We start from the raw sequence: 15,550 nt of genomic DNA, 5'->3' as shown, positions 1-15,550 counted from the left end.
TCAGTATGGCGGGCTACTGATCGCTGTAATGCGACTGGTAAGGGATGACCGGCATATCCAGCGCCTTCGTCTGTGGCGCAAGGGCATAGCGCAGATACAGGCCCGCCGCCCACTGCCGGTAGCTGGACGAGTTGTTGGCGCCCACCGAGGCTCCGCCAGTCAGATGATTGGTGAAGCGGTATTCGGCCGTGGCCAGCAGGTTGTAGCCGAAGCCGGTCGAGGACTGGTCGGGATGGATCGCGCCGTCGGCGAGGCCAATGGTCGATGCCGCTGAGACTGCTGCGGCCTGCAACCCGCTGTCGCTCGGGAAATACGGCGAGCCGGCCTGGTGGTAGTACTGCACACCGACGGCCCCTTGCAGCTTGTAGGTCCAGCGCTCTGAACGCTGCGCCCACGTGAGCGGCAGGTTGAACGCATAGAACCGCTGCGGGCTGAAGTAGCCGCCGTTGCCGTAGGTGAAGTTGTTTTCGTTATGGTCGTAGATCATGCCGCTCAGGTTCACGCCCGCGCTCAGCATGCTGTTTTCCGTGCGTAGGAGGTACCAGTATGTCCCGGCGCCGACCTCGGCACCGACGTTGGACCGGACGTTATGACCATCCAGGTATTTCACGGAACCGTAGCCGTAGACGCCGTAGTCCTGATTGTCGAGGCCGATCGCACCATGCACGCCGGTGGCGGTCACGCCACCCCAGCTCAAGCCGGATCGCGAATCGGTCGAGCCAGCAAAAGACGTGATGCTGTCCGTCACGGCGCGGCGCGACACGCCCACGTTGAACCAACTGCCCTGCCCGGCATCGATGGAGTTCCTGAACGTCACGCCGCCAACGACATTGGTGTACTTGAAACCCAAAGGCGTCGTGCCGATGTCGGCCATCCAGTTCCCAGTCTCGTAGCCGAGACCCAGACCGACGCCGTAGGCGGTCTGTTTCCCCGGTGCGGCGACCTTGCCGGCCTGCTGCGCCCGGGTGGCGGCCGGGCCGCCGCCGAACTGACTGGCGCTGAAGACGTCGGTACCCAACGTGCCGCCCGCGAGTTCAACCGGCGTCACGCGAATGGAAAGCTTGCCGTTGTCGACCGGCAGTACCCCTTCCAGAGCTTGCTGCACGCTCGTCAACTGACCCGTACCGGGTGCTGCGTTGTTCGACGAGACGAACAGCCCACCCCTGACTTCCGGTGAACGCTGCGCTCGGAGGTCGCTGAGTTCGTTACGCATTTCCTCGAGCGACGGCGAACCGTCCCGAGGCTCGCTCACCGCGACCGTGTCTTGCGGCGCCAGGCCGCCGACCGGCGTGCCCGCCACAGTTGGCAGAGCGGATGGACCAGAGGACGAGCGCTCGCGCGCAGCCGTGGATGTCACGGTCGAGGCAGTCGCGCTCGCCGCGGTAGCAGCCGGAGCAGCAGCGGGCCCGAATCCAGGCTTCTGGTTCGCCAGCACGCTATCCGGCGCCGCGGGTTGCGGGGCGAACGTTTCGGCAGCGGGCAGGCGACCGTGGCGGACCTGACGACGGTGACCGTCGTCGTGGTGGACAAAGGGATTGCCCGCCACGTGGACGTCTTGCGCTTGCACGCCGAGCCGCTTTTCCTTGGCGGCAATGGCGGATTCCAGCAGCGACTGCGCTTCGCGAGTCTTGCCCTGCATGACGTAAATGCGCGCGGCGCCGGCCAGCACGTCGGGATCGTTGGGCGCCTTCGCAACGGCCTCTTTCAATGCCGCATCGGCAACGCTGTTCTTGCCGGCCTGCACTGCCGCCATCGCGACGCCCAGTTGCAAACCCGGATTGTTGGGGTCGTTGACGAGCGCCTTCTGGTAAAGCGACAGTGCCTGGTCATACTTGTCATCGGCGGCGTACATGCGCGCGAGCGCGGCCGTGGCGAGGCTGTCGTCGGGCCGCTTCGCGAGGATCGGCGCCAGCGTGTCGTAGGCCTGCGCGAGGTCACCTTGCTGACGTTGCTGGTCAGCCAGTCGCACGGTGTAGAGGTAGTTGAGCTCGTCCAGTTGCCGGCGCTGGTCCGCGCTCAGCGTCTGGCCGTGCAACTCGCGCATCGCGAGCCCGGCCTGCACGTTCTGGCCGGTCTTGAGCAACAGGCCCAGATAAGCCAGTTGCACATCCGGACCGCTGCCCTTCAGACCGTTAGGCATCAGCCCGTGCATCAGGCTCATGGCGCGCGGCGTGTTGCCCGCGTCGACATACGCCTGCGCCAACGCGCCCACCTTGGCCGGGTCTTGACCCGCCGCGGGTTCGAGCCGCGCCAGCATACTGCGCGCATCCTCCGGATTGCCTTCGAGCGCCGTTTGCGAGGCTTGCGCCACGACCATCTGAAAATCGATCTGCTGCGCCGTCGCAACCATGTTCGGCGTGCGCGAGGCGGTGGAGATGCGCGTCATCGTGTCCTGCGCGCGCGTCCAGTCGCCCATCTGCATGGCCAGCAGCGCGCTCGCATAGAGCGCTTCGGGGTTGTCCGGGTTCGTGACGAGCAGGCCGTCGACGAGTTGCTTCGCTTCGTCGGCATGACCCTGTTTGAGATCGTAACGCGCCAGTTCCAGACGAATCCACGGGTTGTCGGGCGCGCTGCGCTGGGCGTCTTCCAGAATGTGCCGGGCCGCGCTCAGATCGCCACGCTGCGCAGCGGCATCGGCCCGACCGGCGGCGACGGCGGCGCGCAGCCGATCGAGCCCGCCGATGCCGGCCTTCTGTTCGCGTGACATGCCGTCGATCAACTTGTGGGCCTCATCAGCGCGTCCCGTCTGCGCCAGGATATCGATGAGGCCGCTGACCGCCTCGCGGTTATCGGGGCTTGTCGCCAGCACGTCGCGGTAGCCCTTTTCAGCACGCGTCAGATCGCCCTGCGCCGCATACAACCGGGCCGACGCATTGCGCCCGCCCGGCTCGGCTGGATCCAGCCGCAACGCCTGATCGAGTTCGCGTCGCGCGGCGGCGAAGTCGCCCACGTTTTGCGCGCCCTCGGCCTGGTTCACCAGCAGCCAGTAGCGCGCGGAATTGAGGGCCTTGGCCCAGTTCGCGCCCGCGCCCGGACGCGACACCGCCCGCGACAGCAGCGTCTGCGCCTGCGCCAGGTCGCCTTGCTGCATGCGCACGAGGCCCAGTCCCCCCAGCGCATCCGTGCTGTCGGGTTTGTCACGCAGCACAGCGGAAAAGGACTGCTCGGCCGTGGTGATGTCGCCTGACTTGAACGCGGCGAAACCGCGTGTCAGTCGTGCATCCACGACCGGACCGGCAGGTGCGAGCGGATGCGGCGCCAGCATCTGATGGCGTATTTCGTCGTCGTCCGGATGCAGCTTCAGATAGTCTTCAAACCACGATCTGTTTTTCGGCGTGGGCGTGACCCAAGTCAGCACGGAGCGCCAGACTTCCGTCGCTTCGCCGCCGATGTCCGGACGAGCGGCAAGCTTTTCCAGAAGGGCGACACCCGCCGCGCGATCCTGTTCGTCGCGCACCATATGCTGGGCCAGCAGCAACATGAGGTTCGGATCGTTCGGCGTCTCGGCATTCAGGCGCTCGAGGCCCTGGATGGCCTGATCCACGCCGCCATCCGTATAGCCCAGATAGCTGTAATACTCTCGCGCCACACTGCCCTGCGGCGCTTTACCGCCCAAGGCCTTGTTATATTCGGTGATGGCCGCCAACAACGCGGCCTGGTCCTTCTGGTTGACGGCGTCTTGCGCCATCTGGCGCGCCTTGGCGAACGTGGACTTACCCGGTTCGACCGCGAGGCGCAAGGTCTGCTCGAGCAGCGGCACGAAGCGGCTGCCCGGCGCGGCCGCACGAAGTCTGGCCAGATACCCGTTCGCCGCCGCGAACTGCTGCTTGCCGACGGCGATCGTGCCCATCCCGTACAGCGCCTCGGGCTGCTTCGGGTCGCTCAGCAGCAGTTTCGACCAGGATTGCGCGGCCAGATCGGGCTTGTCATGCGTTTGCCAGTAGCGGCCCTGTTCCAGCAGCATGTTGGACGTAGCATCCTGCGCCCAGCCCGGGTGGCCGACCGAGGCGACCATCAGTCCGAGAATCCAGGCCCGGTTGCGGCTGCGTCTGACTGACATGACTTTCCTTGATTATGATTGTTGCTGCCGCGATGCCCGCAGCCGCTCACGGGCTTCAGCGTCGCGCCGGGCCTGGCGGCGCCGCAAGAACGAAAACAGACCAACCACGATCAGCACGAGCGCGATGATGCCCAGCGCCTTCAGCATCCACGCGAGCGACAAGCCGAATGAAGCCAGCCACCAGTCGAGGCCGCGCCAGATGCCGAGATGCCCGACGTAGTAGGTATGCTCGCTCACGAGCGAATCGACTTGCGTGCCGCGGATGGACACGAGGCTTCCCTGGATGGGCTGCTTGCCGGAGTTCGGCGCATCCAGCAACGCGGAGACCGCATCCTTCAGGCCGTCGGGCTGATTGCTGGCCAGCATGACCACGCTGCGGCCCGGTTGCTTCGGCGATTCGAAGCCTGCGAGCACGGCGCTCACGCCCGGCCCCGACCAGGCCAGCGACAGGCGGCGGGGTTCGGCGTCGAGGCGCGGGTTGGCATGGAACCAGCCCAGCACGCGACCCGGCAGATCCGATACGGCGAACTGCGCGCTGTGGTCATACACCGCGGGCATGGTCTGCGCCCAGTCCATGAGCCAGGCTTGATCCGCACCCGAGGCGATCACGAGCAGATCCTTGTCGGACGGCATCGCGTCGATGCGCTGACCGCGCAGCACGGTGACGCCGCGCGCCGGATAGCCGGTCGAATCGCCCATGCGGCCCATCACCGCCAGATACGTGCTGTATTCCGGTGTGCCCGCGTTGGGGCCCAATACGACGTCCGTTCCGGACAGGTCGGCCATCCGCGTGAACGGGAAGCCCGCCTGGGCGAACGAGGCCAGGTTCGGCATGGCGATGTAGTGCGGGTACTGCGACAGGTCGATCGTCGATTCGGGATCGACCGCGCCGCGCACGTTGTCGATGATGATGTCCCGGCACTCGCCCTGCTTGATGTAGTCGTACATGTAGCGGAACTGCAACTGGGTATTCGGCTGCAACAGCGCCTCCAGCGGCACTTCCAGTTGCGCCTGGCGCGGCAGGCTGCTGTCGGGTAAAACTTCACCCCGCAGCTTGCTGCCGCCCTCGAGCCGTTCGAGCGAGAGCAGCGGAATCGACTTCATGAACTGGTCACTGACGCTGAACAGCAGCGACGAATTGACCATATAAGGCTGCGGCGTATAGCGGTAATGCAGGTCGATCGGCACGTTGGGCGCGTGCCAGCCGAACAGGTCGGGCGGCACGCGCGTATTGATGCGGATCAGATCGGGGCTGTAGCCCGACACCTGCAATTGTTTGGCGTCGACGAGTTCGCCCAACGACATCGGACGGTCGGTGCGCAGCCAGCGCGGCGCATCGTACGGCTTGCGCGGCGCGAGGTCGGCGAACCGCGTGATCAGCGCGCTCGAACCCGACAGCGTCTGGCTGCCCGTGACCAGCGCGTCGGCGGCCTGCTTGAGTTCCTTGCCGTCACGGCCCATCACCAGCAACAGCTTGCCGTTGGGATCGTTGGGGTTGGCCACGACTGCGAGCGTCGGACCTTGCAGCGGCGACGCCGCGAGGCTCGCCTGCGCCGCGCTTTCGACGATGACGACTGCGTCGCCCCTGGCGGGGACGCTGGAGATCGATACCGGGAAATCCGCGCCGCGATAGCTCGCCAAGGCGCCGAACCACGACGACACGGCGCCGGCCGCTTCCAGCGCGGCCGTATCAGGATTGCCGGCGAACACGAACGGCAGGTTCAACCGGCGAATATCGTGCTCGTCGAAGAAGGGTCGCGGCAGGCGAGCCAGATCGCTGGCCTGCGCCAGCGGCTGGGTGTCGATGCTCAGCGTACTGTCGTTGCTGATGTTGGCCCACAGGCTCGAATGCAGCGGGTCTTCGCACTGGTTGGTGTAGTGGCCGATCAGTTGCAGACGAAGCTTGCTGTTCGCGGTGAACAGATACGGCGGCAGCGTGATAGTGCGCTGCAGGTTGGTGCCGGACGAGTTTTTGGGCACGTCGATCGATGCCGCCACCTGATCGTTGACCAGCACATTGATGTGCGACAGATCGGGCAGCAGCGCCGGCGAATAGGCATAGCGCAGGTTCAGTCGCGCACCTGTGACGACCCGATCGTCGCGCACGCCGACCGGCAGCGTATTGCTGCCGTCGACGCCGCGCAGGTTGAGCGCGTATTGCGCGCCGAGTTGCTGCAGCGAATAGGTCACCGTCGAAGAAGCCGCGGTAGCGGCTCCGGCGTCCGGCGCGGACTGCAGCGGCGCCGCGTTGCTATCGCCCGTTACCGGCCGCGCGGACGGGTTGACCGCACCGCCGGCCGAAGCCGACGCATCCTGCCGCGCAGCGGCGGCAGCCGCCGCTGGTTGCGCGGCCTGGGTTACCGTCGATGTGACAAACACACAACCGAGCAACAGTGCCGGCCATACGGGTTGCGCAGTCATGCAACGCGCAAGGCGTGCCCGCGAGATGTCAGGCCGTCTTCTAAACATGAGAACCTCTTCGTCCTTCTTCACGTTGCGATGTCTGGGGAATATCCAGGTCTAATCGATTCAGGGCACGCCGGTGCAGAAACACGCCGCCGAGCAAACCTATGAGCACGACGCTGGCGAGCGTCGCCACGAGCAGCAGCAGGATGTGGCTCGCGAAGAACCATTCGAGCGCGAGCCCAGGCGGCAAGGACCCGACGAAATAGCTTTGATCGTTGCTCAGCGTGGTGAGCGTGCCGTCATGCACGACCACGAGGCTGCCGCTGATCTTGTCGTCCGGACGCTTGCTGATGAGGTAGCGGTTGGCTTGCAGCACGTCCACGACAGCGTCGAGACCGTCCGGCGTATTGCCCGATACGACCACTGCGCTGCGGCCGCGAGCTAGCGGCGACTCGAGTCCCGCCAACATGCCGTCATGGTCGTCGCTGCTATACAGTGCGGCGATGGCGGCCTCGCGTTCAGCCTGCGCATGCCCGCCCGTCAGCTTTTCCCACCACGCGGCGATCCAGCGGTCCGATGAAGCAACCGGAGCGAAGAAGCCGCGCGGCAGATCATCACGCCATGCTTTGAGCAACGGCTGGTTATCGCCCGACGCCAGCACGAGCAGGTCTTTGCGACGCAGCGCGTCAACCTGCGCTGGATCGCCCACCGTCACGCCCAGCACCGGATAACCCGTGGTTTGACCCATGCTGCCCATCAGCGTCAGGTAAGCGGAATAGTCGCCAGCGACCGGCTGTGCGGGCAGGATCACCGCCGTCCCGGACAGATCGGCCATCCGCGTGAACGGAAAGCCTGCGTCTGCGAAGGCGCGCAGATCCGGCATGGCTGCGTAACGCGGCAGTTGGGAAATGTCGATCGTCGAAGTCGGATCGATGGCGCTCAGGAGCGGGCCGCCGGGCACATCCTCGACGTGGTCTTTCGGCGCCACGGACTCGTAGCGATAGTCGAATTGCAGCGTCGTCAACGACGGCAGCAGATAGGTCGGAACGCGTATCACCGCATAACCGTCCGACGCGTCGCCTGTCAGCGGCAAGGTCTGCAGGGGCGTGTTGCCGGCCAGCACACCGAGCTCCGAGCGCGTTGACTCCGGACGGGCCGTATAACGGTAATGCAGGTTCAGCACCGCGCCGCTGTTGTCAAAACCGAACAGACCCGGCGGCAGACGCAGGTCCACATTGATCGCCCCAGGGCGAAAGCCCTGCACCGTCAAGCGGTCCGCCGATAGCATCTCGCCCAACTGCACCGGGCGGTCACCGGGCAGCCAGTTGGGTGCGTCATAAGGCTTGCGCGGCACCACGGAAACCGGGGCGTCGATCTTGACCCGAGAGCCCGACAGCGTCTTCGCGCCAAGCACCAGCGCGGTCGCGGCCTCGCGGATCTGCGCGTCGTTGCGGCCCATGACCAGCAGCAGCTTGCCGTCAGCGTCATTCGGGTTGGGCACGATGGCCAGCATCGGCCCTTCCACCGCAGGCAGGGTCAAGCCCGGCACCTCGCCCGGCAGCGCGAGCACCACCGCATGTCCATGCGCGGGTATCGCACCCAGGCTCGCGGAGAAGTGCGCACCGCGATAGCCCGCCTGCGCACCCAGCCACGAGGTCACGATACCGGCCGATTCGAGGAGCTGCGCGCGAGGCGCTTGCGGCAGCACGACGGGCAGGTCCACCCTGCGCACATCGCGCACGTCGAGGAACGGCGCGGGCAGTTGCGACAGGTCACTGGACAGGGTCGCCGGAACCACGGTCAGTTCCAGCGCACTGTCCGGCCCGGGCTTCAGCCACAGGTCGGAACTCAGCGGATTGTTGCCCTGATCGCTCGCCTTGCTATGCGCGATCAACTCGAGGGCGAGCTGGTTGAACCCGGACAGCAGCGACACCGGCAGATCCACACTGATATGCGCCGGCGTCCGCGGTGCCGGTTCGGGCAACGCTACGGTCGCCCCCACAACGCTGTTGAGCAACACATTGAGATGCGAGAGCGTAGGCAGCAATGTGGACGAGTAACTGTAGTCCAGCACGAGCCGCGCGCTGACCACGCGCTCGTCGCGGCGCAAACCGAAGTTCATGCCCGCATAGGCATCCTCGCCGAGCAAGGTCAATCCCTGCTCCGCGTTTTGCCGCAACAGCGGGATCCGGTAGGTATACGCGTCGGCCGGCGCCGCCGCGCTGAGTTCCGGGTGCGGGCTTTGCCGCACGGCATCGACCGGGACAGCCGACGCGGCCAGCACGTCGCCCGCTCCGAGCAACAGGACCGAACACAACACCGCGCCCAACCGGCGCGCGCTCGTCAAGGAGCGCAAAAGCGACAGGTAGCCGACCCTCACGATTGCTTTGTTCCCAAGTCGCTTGCCGGGTCTGCGGACGAACGGCCAAGGCGCTCACGCCCACCCAGGAACAGATGCCGGAACAACTCCCCGAAGCCGCGCATGCCGATGCCGAGCACCTCAAACAGGCTTCGCAGCGGCCTGTCGAGACGATATCTGCCCCATGAGGCGATCCAGCTGTCGGCGCGCGAAAACGTCGCCCCTATCCAGGCGCGCTCCTGAGCGATTGTCAGGGTCGGAAAACTCACGCCGATGGTGCGTCCGCGGCACACCTGCACTTCGGCCGGGAAAACGTCCTCGTAGTCGTCGCGCAACACCGCCACCGTGATGCGATCGCCGTGCTCCGGCAACGGTGCACCCTCAGGCAGCACCAGCCCCAGACCACCGTGCGAATAGTCGCTGGTCTGACAGTCGATGCGAGTTCCGTCGGCGTGAATCACGGCGGCCGGCAGTTCGATCTGGACCCGCGGAGCGAGACGCAACTGTCTCGATTCGCTCGCTACGCCCGCGGCCGCGCTGAGGTTCATGATGTTGTAGGTTACCCATACCAGGTTGAACAGAATGCTCGTCGCTTCGGGCCAGCCCGGACTGCGGATCAGACCTGCGACACCCACCATGAATCCGGTCAGATTGATGAGCAGCAGAACGATGTAGGGCCGGGCCATCGCCCAGTCCAGGAAGGACTGACGGATCACACCGCCCTTGGACGTCACGTTGAAGCCTTTGCTGCCTGGAAAGAGTACGGCTTGCAACGCGGGCAGAATCACGTACCAGGCCAGTACCGTTTCATAGACTTCGCTCCAGAATGAATGTCGGAAACGCCCTTGAATGCGCGAGGCGCCGACGCTCGAAATGACGAGGTGCGGCACGACATAGGCCAGCACCATCAGCGCGGAAGCATGAAAGACTTGCGCGCCAAAGAACAGATACGCCATCGGTGTGATCAGAAACACGATGCGCGGCAAGCCGAAGAAAAAGTGCATCATCGCGCTCAGGTAACACAGACGCTGTGGCAGTGTTAGCCCTGCGATCAACAGCGGGTTGAAGCGATGGAATATTTCCGCCATGCCTCGTGCCCAGCGTATGCGCTGGCCGACGTGACGCCCCAGACTCTCGGTGGCGAGACCCGCTGCCTGAGGGATGGCGAGATAGGCCGTGTTGTAGCCCCTCATGCTCATCTTGAGCGCGGTGAGCGCATCTTCCGTGACACTTTCCGTCGCCACGCCGCCTACATCCTCCAGCGCCGAACGCCGCAGCACCGCGCAGGAACCGCAGAAAAAGGCGGCATTCCACAAGTCGTTGCCGTTTTGCAGCACGCCGTAAAACAGGTCGCCCTCGTTGGGCACCTTGCGGAAGGTTTCGAGGTTGCGCTCGAACGGATCGGGCGAGTAGAAGACGTGCGGCGTCTGCACCATGGCCATCTTCGGATCTTTCAGGAACCAACCCATGCAGACCTGCAGGAACGAGCGCGTGGTGACGTGATCGCAGTCGAACACTGCGATGTACTCGCCGCTCGTCCTGGAGAGTGCCGCGTTGAGATTGCCTGCTTTGGCATGCGCGTTGTCCGGCCGGGTCAGATAATCCACGCCAGCCTGCTCGCAGAATTGCCGGAATTCGTCACGACGGCCGTCGTCCAGCACATACACGCGCAGCTTGTCGGCCGGCCAGTCGAGCAGCGTGGCGGCCAGCACCGACTGCCGCACGACCTGAAGCGGCTCATTGAACGTGGGAATGTACACATCCACCGTCGGCCATGCCGAGCTATCGGCCGGCAATCGCGCAGGCCGGCGATGCAGAGGCCAGAGCGTCTGAAAGTAGCTGCACAACAGCATGAGCACCGCATACCCTTCGGCCAGCAGCAGAAGGCAGCCAAAGGTCATGTCGAGCGAGGTGGTAAAGGACAGCGTCTGCGTCAGGCGCCAGTACAGGTAGCGCAAGGACATAAACACCGACAACGCCACCATGGACACCGTGATGATCCTGCCGCGAATGCGGTTCAGCAGAATCGCGACGACCATGCAAAGGATGCCAAACGTCCATTGCTTCGACACGGCCAGATTGACCGTCATGGCAGAAGTGAACAACAGCGCGGCCAATAGCGTCACTGCCAGCCGCAGCCAGTTCGACGCCCATAGCGGTGTCCCCGCTTCCAGAAGTTTGTGGTCCCAACCTCCGGCATCGTCACTCTGGTCCGTGTTGCGCGTTTGCCGCCGCTGCTCCGTCTTGCTGAGCCTACGTTTGATCTGTGCCATGGAAAGGCCTTCTAGCGCGTGCGCCGGTTCGGCACGACGCGCAGGTTCGCGGCTACCGTGGTTTTAACCAGGCCGTCATTGACGGAAAAGACTGTGACGAAGTTCATGACGTCTGGCGTTGCGGAACACCTTCTTGAGGCTCACTCCGTTCCCGCAGGCGCGCAAACACGGCGCTCAGAGAGTCCGGCTGTTGAGGAGCGGTGACAGGTTCGGGATTGAACTGAAGGACCGGCTGTTCGGGGGCGGCTTGCAATACCGGAAGAGATCCGGACACCGCAGCGGGGACGGCTGGCGCAATCAGCTGCGGCGGCGCAGCGGGTGCCACTTCAGTCACATCGGCGGGAAGAACGGCTTCAGCCTCGCGAGCCGGGTCGTCCCGGGTCGTGTCCCCTGGCGACGACGTGGTCTGCATGGACCAACGCCCACGCGAACCTTGCACCTGCTCTTTTCTTTCTATTTCTTGATAATGCGACGGGCTCACGCCCAACATCTGGAAGAGATTCGAAATGTCTGATGCACTGCTCATGCGCCATCCCCGTCGAACTGGCCATATTATTTGTTGCAGATTGCGCCGCGTACCGCCCGGGCAATCTGCTGTAATTTTTACTTACCGAATAAGGAAACCATTATTTCCGTTACATCATTGCGTCCGCCATAAATAATTCCCAAATCGTGAGGCGGCACCGTTGATACACCCGCCCTTTAGAGACCTCTTCAGGAGGGCCGCGCCCAGGTCTTATTTTTCAGCCAAGGCGACCGAGGGCCGCGCCGCGGCGGTACGAGCGTGTAACTCATGAGATACCCTTGGGCTCAGGATGAGCGGCGCGTATTGTACAGCGGAACTTAATACGTGGCCCCAAATAACTCCAATCTATATATCGGCTATTCCAGAGCAAAGTTAAGCGTTTAAAATGTTAAATATTGTCAGTCAAACGTTTGCCTTTTATTGGGCGTCCGATTATTCCCGAATTTGCGCTGGGAATCGGTTTTGAAAAGCGCGCCGTGGTGTTGCTGTCGGTAAATCCGCATCGATGGATACCACGGACTGTCGTCGCGCCCGAGCATCCACACCCAACGCGGGTTGACGTCGAGCAGCAGCCGTGTCGGCACACCGGGCGCGCCCGACAGATGAGCAACCGACGTGCATACGGTAATGACCAGATCGAGATTGCCGACGAGCGTCGCCGACTCGTCGAACGACTTCAGCTCTTTCGTGCAGTCGACAAACATCCAGTCCGTCGGACGCCATCGTCGCAAGCTCTTTCTCGCCGTCGACCTGCAGGCTATAGAGTCACCCCTGAACAATTCGTTTCTCGTATCGCCAACGTCAGGTCATCAGGTCGGCGGCGATCTTGTGGTTGAATAGCGCAGCAAGGATGAAGACACAAAGAAGCCACAGCTCGGCATACGGATTGCCCGGCATCGAGCGCATGCCGACCACCAGGCCCTCCTTGTGCGTTGTCGTGATCGACACTTTCACGCCGAACTCGTAGGGAGTGCGAGCCTTGCCCTTCGCCAGACACTCGACTTCCGGGCGTGCAGCGCACAGAGCTTGTTTTTGTCCTTCTGCTTTTGCGCCAGGATGCGTTTCGTGCCGCCAATCAGCTCCATCAAGGCAGCACGGTCTGAGTCGGCCACCTGGGCCACCTGTCGCTCCACATCACGCATGACCCGGCCAACGTGCGAGCGTAACGTGCGCAACGCTTTTCTCATGTTTGTACTGCTTCGCATGTGCGCTGACGTGGGGCCTGTTGTGCGGGCCGCTTACGTATCGCTGGCTGGGTGGGTGACGCGCAACGGGTTCTACGTTGTCCGCACCATGGTTGGCATGGTTGCGCGCCCAGGGGTGCAAACGTTAGCGCGGGTTCAACGGCTATTTCGCTTGCCGCGAGGCAGCCCTTCCGCAAACGTTGGCGGCAATCAAGCGATGGCACGTCTATTGCTGAATTCCGCTCGCCGGCATCTCACCCGTGAAGCCGCGTGACGTACGCAACGGGGCGCCGTTCAAACGTCGTTTCAACAATCCACCGGTGGAGGCACCATGCTTCGATACGCTGTGATTTTCTTCATCATCGCCATCATCGCCGCCGTGTTCGGCTTTGGAGGTATTGCCGCGGGCGCAACCGAAATCGCCAAGGTGTTGTTCTTCATCTTCGTGGTGATTTTCCTCGTCACCCTGCTGATGGGCGTGATCCGACGCTGACGGTGGAATACAGCGTTCGGTGAATTCAAGCCTCGCCCGATGCGAACCGGCGATGTTGAGTGGGTGCCGCATTGATGTTTGCACCGCTCATCTTCGCCGTTGCAATACTTGCCGCGGCAAATTGCAATAGTTGCCGACGCATCGGGCGCTTCAATTTTTCTTCCGATTATCTTCGTCATCCGAAGCATAAAGCGTCATCGTGCCGACGAGTCGTTCACGCGATGTTTTCCGCTTCGTACAGACGCCGGCCCGCCGCATCCTTGCTGCCGAGGATCGGCTGAAAGTCGATCGGCCACGCGATGCCAATGTCGGGATCGGACCACAGCAGGCAGCGCTCGAGTTCGGGAAACCAGTACTCGGTGGTCTTCCACACGCACTCGGCGACATCGGACAGCACGACGAAGCCGTGCGCGAAACCGGGCGGCACCCACATCTGGCGCTGGTTGGCTTCGCTCAGATACTCGCCGCTCCATTTGCCGAAGTTCGGTGAGGTGAGGCGCACGTCGACCGCGACGTCGAAGATCTCGCCGCGCACGACGCGCAGCAGCCGTCCCTGGGGTCGCTGCACCTGGTAGTGCAAGCCGCGCAGCACGCCGTGCACGGCGCGCAGATGGCGGTCCTGCACGAAGTTGAAACCTTGCGCGACGTCGTCCGCAAACTCGTCCGCGCTGAAACTCTCGAAGCAGAAGCCGAACTCGTCGACAAACACTTCCGGCTCGATGAGTTTCACCTCCGGCAATGCCATCGCCATGACCTTGTTGCCCATCGCCACTGTGCTCGTAAAAAGGCTGGCCAGCGAAGATGCGACCGCTGTTGCGGCCGCGTCCGACAGACGACGAGGCGCACCCGCCGCGCGGGCGCCCTATCGCATGCTAAATAGACATGCTACGCCTCAGTGGCCGCCCTGCTGCGGGCACGATACTCGGTTGGCGACAATGCCATGCGCTTGCGGAAGATTTTCGCGAGACGATCGCCGTTGCCGGTGCCGCTGCGGCGCGCGATCTTGTCGACCGGCAATTCGGTCTCGGTCAGGAAGTTGCACGCGATGCGCAGCCGCACCTGGAGCAGGTAGTCCGACGGCGTGACCTGCATCTCATGCTTGAAACGGCGCAGGAAATTGCGCTCGCTCATCGCAGCGACCTGCGCGGCATCGGCGACCGATACCGGACGGTCGCAGTTCGCCTCCATCCAGCGCGCGGCCGCGCGAATCTTTTCGGCGACGCTCAGCGTGCCGCCCTCGGCCGGCAGCGGCACCCACGTCGCGGCCATGCCGGGCATCACGCGATCGGCGACGCTGCGCGCGAGCTCGGCGCCCAGGTCGCGCTTGATGAACATCAGCGCGCTGCGGGCGCAGTCGTGACGGTCGTTGGCCGCGCTGAACGCGCCTTCGCTCGCGCTCGCGCCCGGATAGCGGCTCATCAGGCCATCATGCTCGGTCGGGCCGGCCGCTTCGAGCACGAGGCGTCCCTCGCCGATCGTTTCGATCGCTCGTGTGCGCGATTGCACGGTGCGCAGCCAGTTCAGCACTCGTTCGTCGCGCGCGGCCACGTGGGCGCCATAGCCGCCCGCGATGAACAACACGTCGAAACCGCCGCCAAAGCGCGTGTCGATGCGGTCGGTCCAGACGCGCGCCGATGACGAACTTGCGACATTGCCGCCGTCCATCGACAGAAACTGCACTTCGTACGGCGGATCTTCGCCGGCTCGCGCGCCCGCGAACTCATTGGCGGTCTGGAACATTTCCACGACGGTACCGGGGCCGAGCAGCCAGAAACCGTCGAACAGCAGAATGCCGATTCGCCGCGCTGCGGTACGGACGTTCAAGGCGGGCGTGTGCAGCCACGTAATTCTCGTTGTCTCAAGGTGCATGTGCGGCATGATCTTTCCCCAAACGGTCATACGTTGTTGACCCCGATTTGCCCCGTAACCAGACGGAACGAGAGAATGCGTTATTACGGCGGAAAAGCAGACCCACGCCGCATAAAGGATTAAACGTGATGTTAGCGGAATGGATCGCTATAGTAAATTTGAAAAAAGGATTTCATCACGACGGCCTATGTCTGACGAAAACTTGTTATTGGGCAATTGATATGATCGCCTCGGCGGCGCGAGCAAATGTACAAGGCCGCGCGCGGAGCTTGTTGTTAGCTTACCGCACAGCCTTGATGGACGGCGCTTTCACGCATTCGGATCAAGCTTGCCGATAATGCGAAGCGCGGTGATTCCCGCGTCACCGAGTACGTTTCTTG

8 protein-coding genes and 2 pseudogenes are annotated in these 15,550 nt (G+C 63.6%); 1 reads left to right on the top strand and 9 read right to left on the bottom strand.

All coding sequences use genetic code 11. From position 1 onward, the window contains the following. Positions 1-13 precede the first annotated feature (13 nt). The 7 genes and pseudogenes from OKW43_RS19935 to OKW43_RS19905 all read right to left on the bottom strand — a co-directional run. Positions 14-4,060, bottom strand: a complete 4,047-nt coding sequence (locus tag OKW43_RS19935) for a cellulose synthase subunit BcsC-related outer membrane protein (protein ID WP_429449294.1) — start codon at positions 4,058-4,060, stop codon at positions 14-16. A 12-nt stretch (positions 4,061-4,072) separates the two neighbouring features. After that, on the bottom strand, positions 4,073-6,481 hold the full coding sequence (gene bcsB / locus OKW43_RS19930) for a cellulose biosynthesis cyclic di-GMP-binding regulatory protein BcsB (RefSeq protein WP_429449292.1): 2,409 nt from the start codon (positions 6,479-6,481) through the stop codon (positions 4,073-4,075). A gap of 40 nt (positions 6,482-6,521) precedes the next feature. After that, on the bottom strand, positions 6,522-8,846 hold the full coding sequence (bcsB, locus tag OKW43_RS19925) for a cellulose biosynthesis cyclic di-GMP-binding regulatory protein BcsB (RefSeq protein WP_429449290.1): 2,325 nt from the start codon (positions 8,844-8,846) through the stop codon (positions 6,522-6,524). Then, positions 8,843-11,098, bottom strand: a complete 2,256-nt coding sequence (bcsA, locus tag OKW43_RS19920; protein WP_429449288.1) for a UDP-forming cellulose synthase catalytic subunit — start codon at positions 11,096-11,098, stop codon at positions 8,843-8,845. The genes bcsB (OKW43_RS19925) and bcsA overlap by 4 nt, the downstream gene beginning before the upstream one ends. Before the next feature lie 103 nt (positions 11,099-11,201). Beyond that, the gene (gene bcsR, locus OKW43_RS19915) at positions 11,202-11,624 is read right to left on the bottom strand and encodes a BcsR/BcsP family cellulose biosynthesis protein (protein WP_429449286.1); all 423 of its coding nucleotides are present in this window, start codon (positions 11,622-11,624) and stop codon (positions 11,202-11,204) included. 398 nt (positions 11,625-12,022) lie between these two features. Then, a pseudogene (locus OKW43_RS19910) lies at positions 12,023-12,386 on the bottom strand (hypothetical protein); the annotation flags it as partial. A gap of 117 nt (positions 12,387-12,503) precedes the next feature. Beyond that, positions 12,504-12,833: pseudogene (locus OKW43_RS19905) on the bottom strand (IS5/IS1182 family transposase); the annotation flags it as partial. 306 nt (positions 12,834-13,139) lie between these two features. Between OKW43_RS19905 and OKW43_RS19900 the strand changes: the two are divergent. Then, positions 13,140-13,301 (top strand): DUF1328 domain-containing protein, encoded by a 162-nt coding sequence (locus tag OKW43_RS19900; RefSeq protein WP_085481861.1) that lies wholly within the window; start codon positions 13,140-13,142, stop codon positions 13,299-13,301. 214 nt (positions 13,302-13,515) lie between these two features. On the opposite strand, the gene rfbC is transcribed toward OKW43_RS19900, so the two are convergent. Then, positions 13,516-14,067 (bottom strand): dTDP-4-dehydrorhamnose 3,5-epimerase, encoded by a 552-nt coding sequence (gene rfbC, locus OKW43_RS19895; RefSeq protein WP_187632899.1) that lies wholly within the window; start codon positions 14,065-14,067, stop codon positions 13,516-13,518. A 119-nt stretch (positions 14,068-14,186) separates the two neighbouring features. Beyond that, positions 14,187-15,179 carry a GlxA family transcriptional regulator gene (locus OKW43_RS19890; RefSeq protein ID WP_429449283.1) on the bottom strand — a complete coding sequence of 331 codons (993 nt, stop codon included), beginning with the start codon at positions 15,177-15,179 and terminating at the stop codon, positions 14,187-14,189. Positions 15,180-15,550: the final 371 nt, after the last annotated feature.

Origin of the sequence: Paraburkholderia sp. WC7.3g (genome assembly GCF_050436345.1) — a bacterium.
Classification (GTDB): domain Bacteria; phylum Pseudomonadota; class Gammaproteobacteria; order Burkholderiales; family Burkholderiaceae; genus Paraburkholderia; species Paraburkholderia podalyriae.
This window is presented reverse-complemented; position numbering and strand designations above follow the sequence as displayed.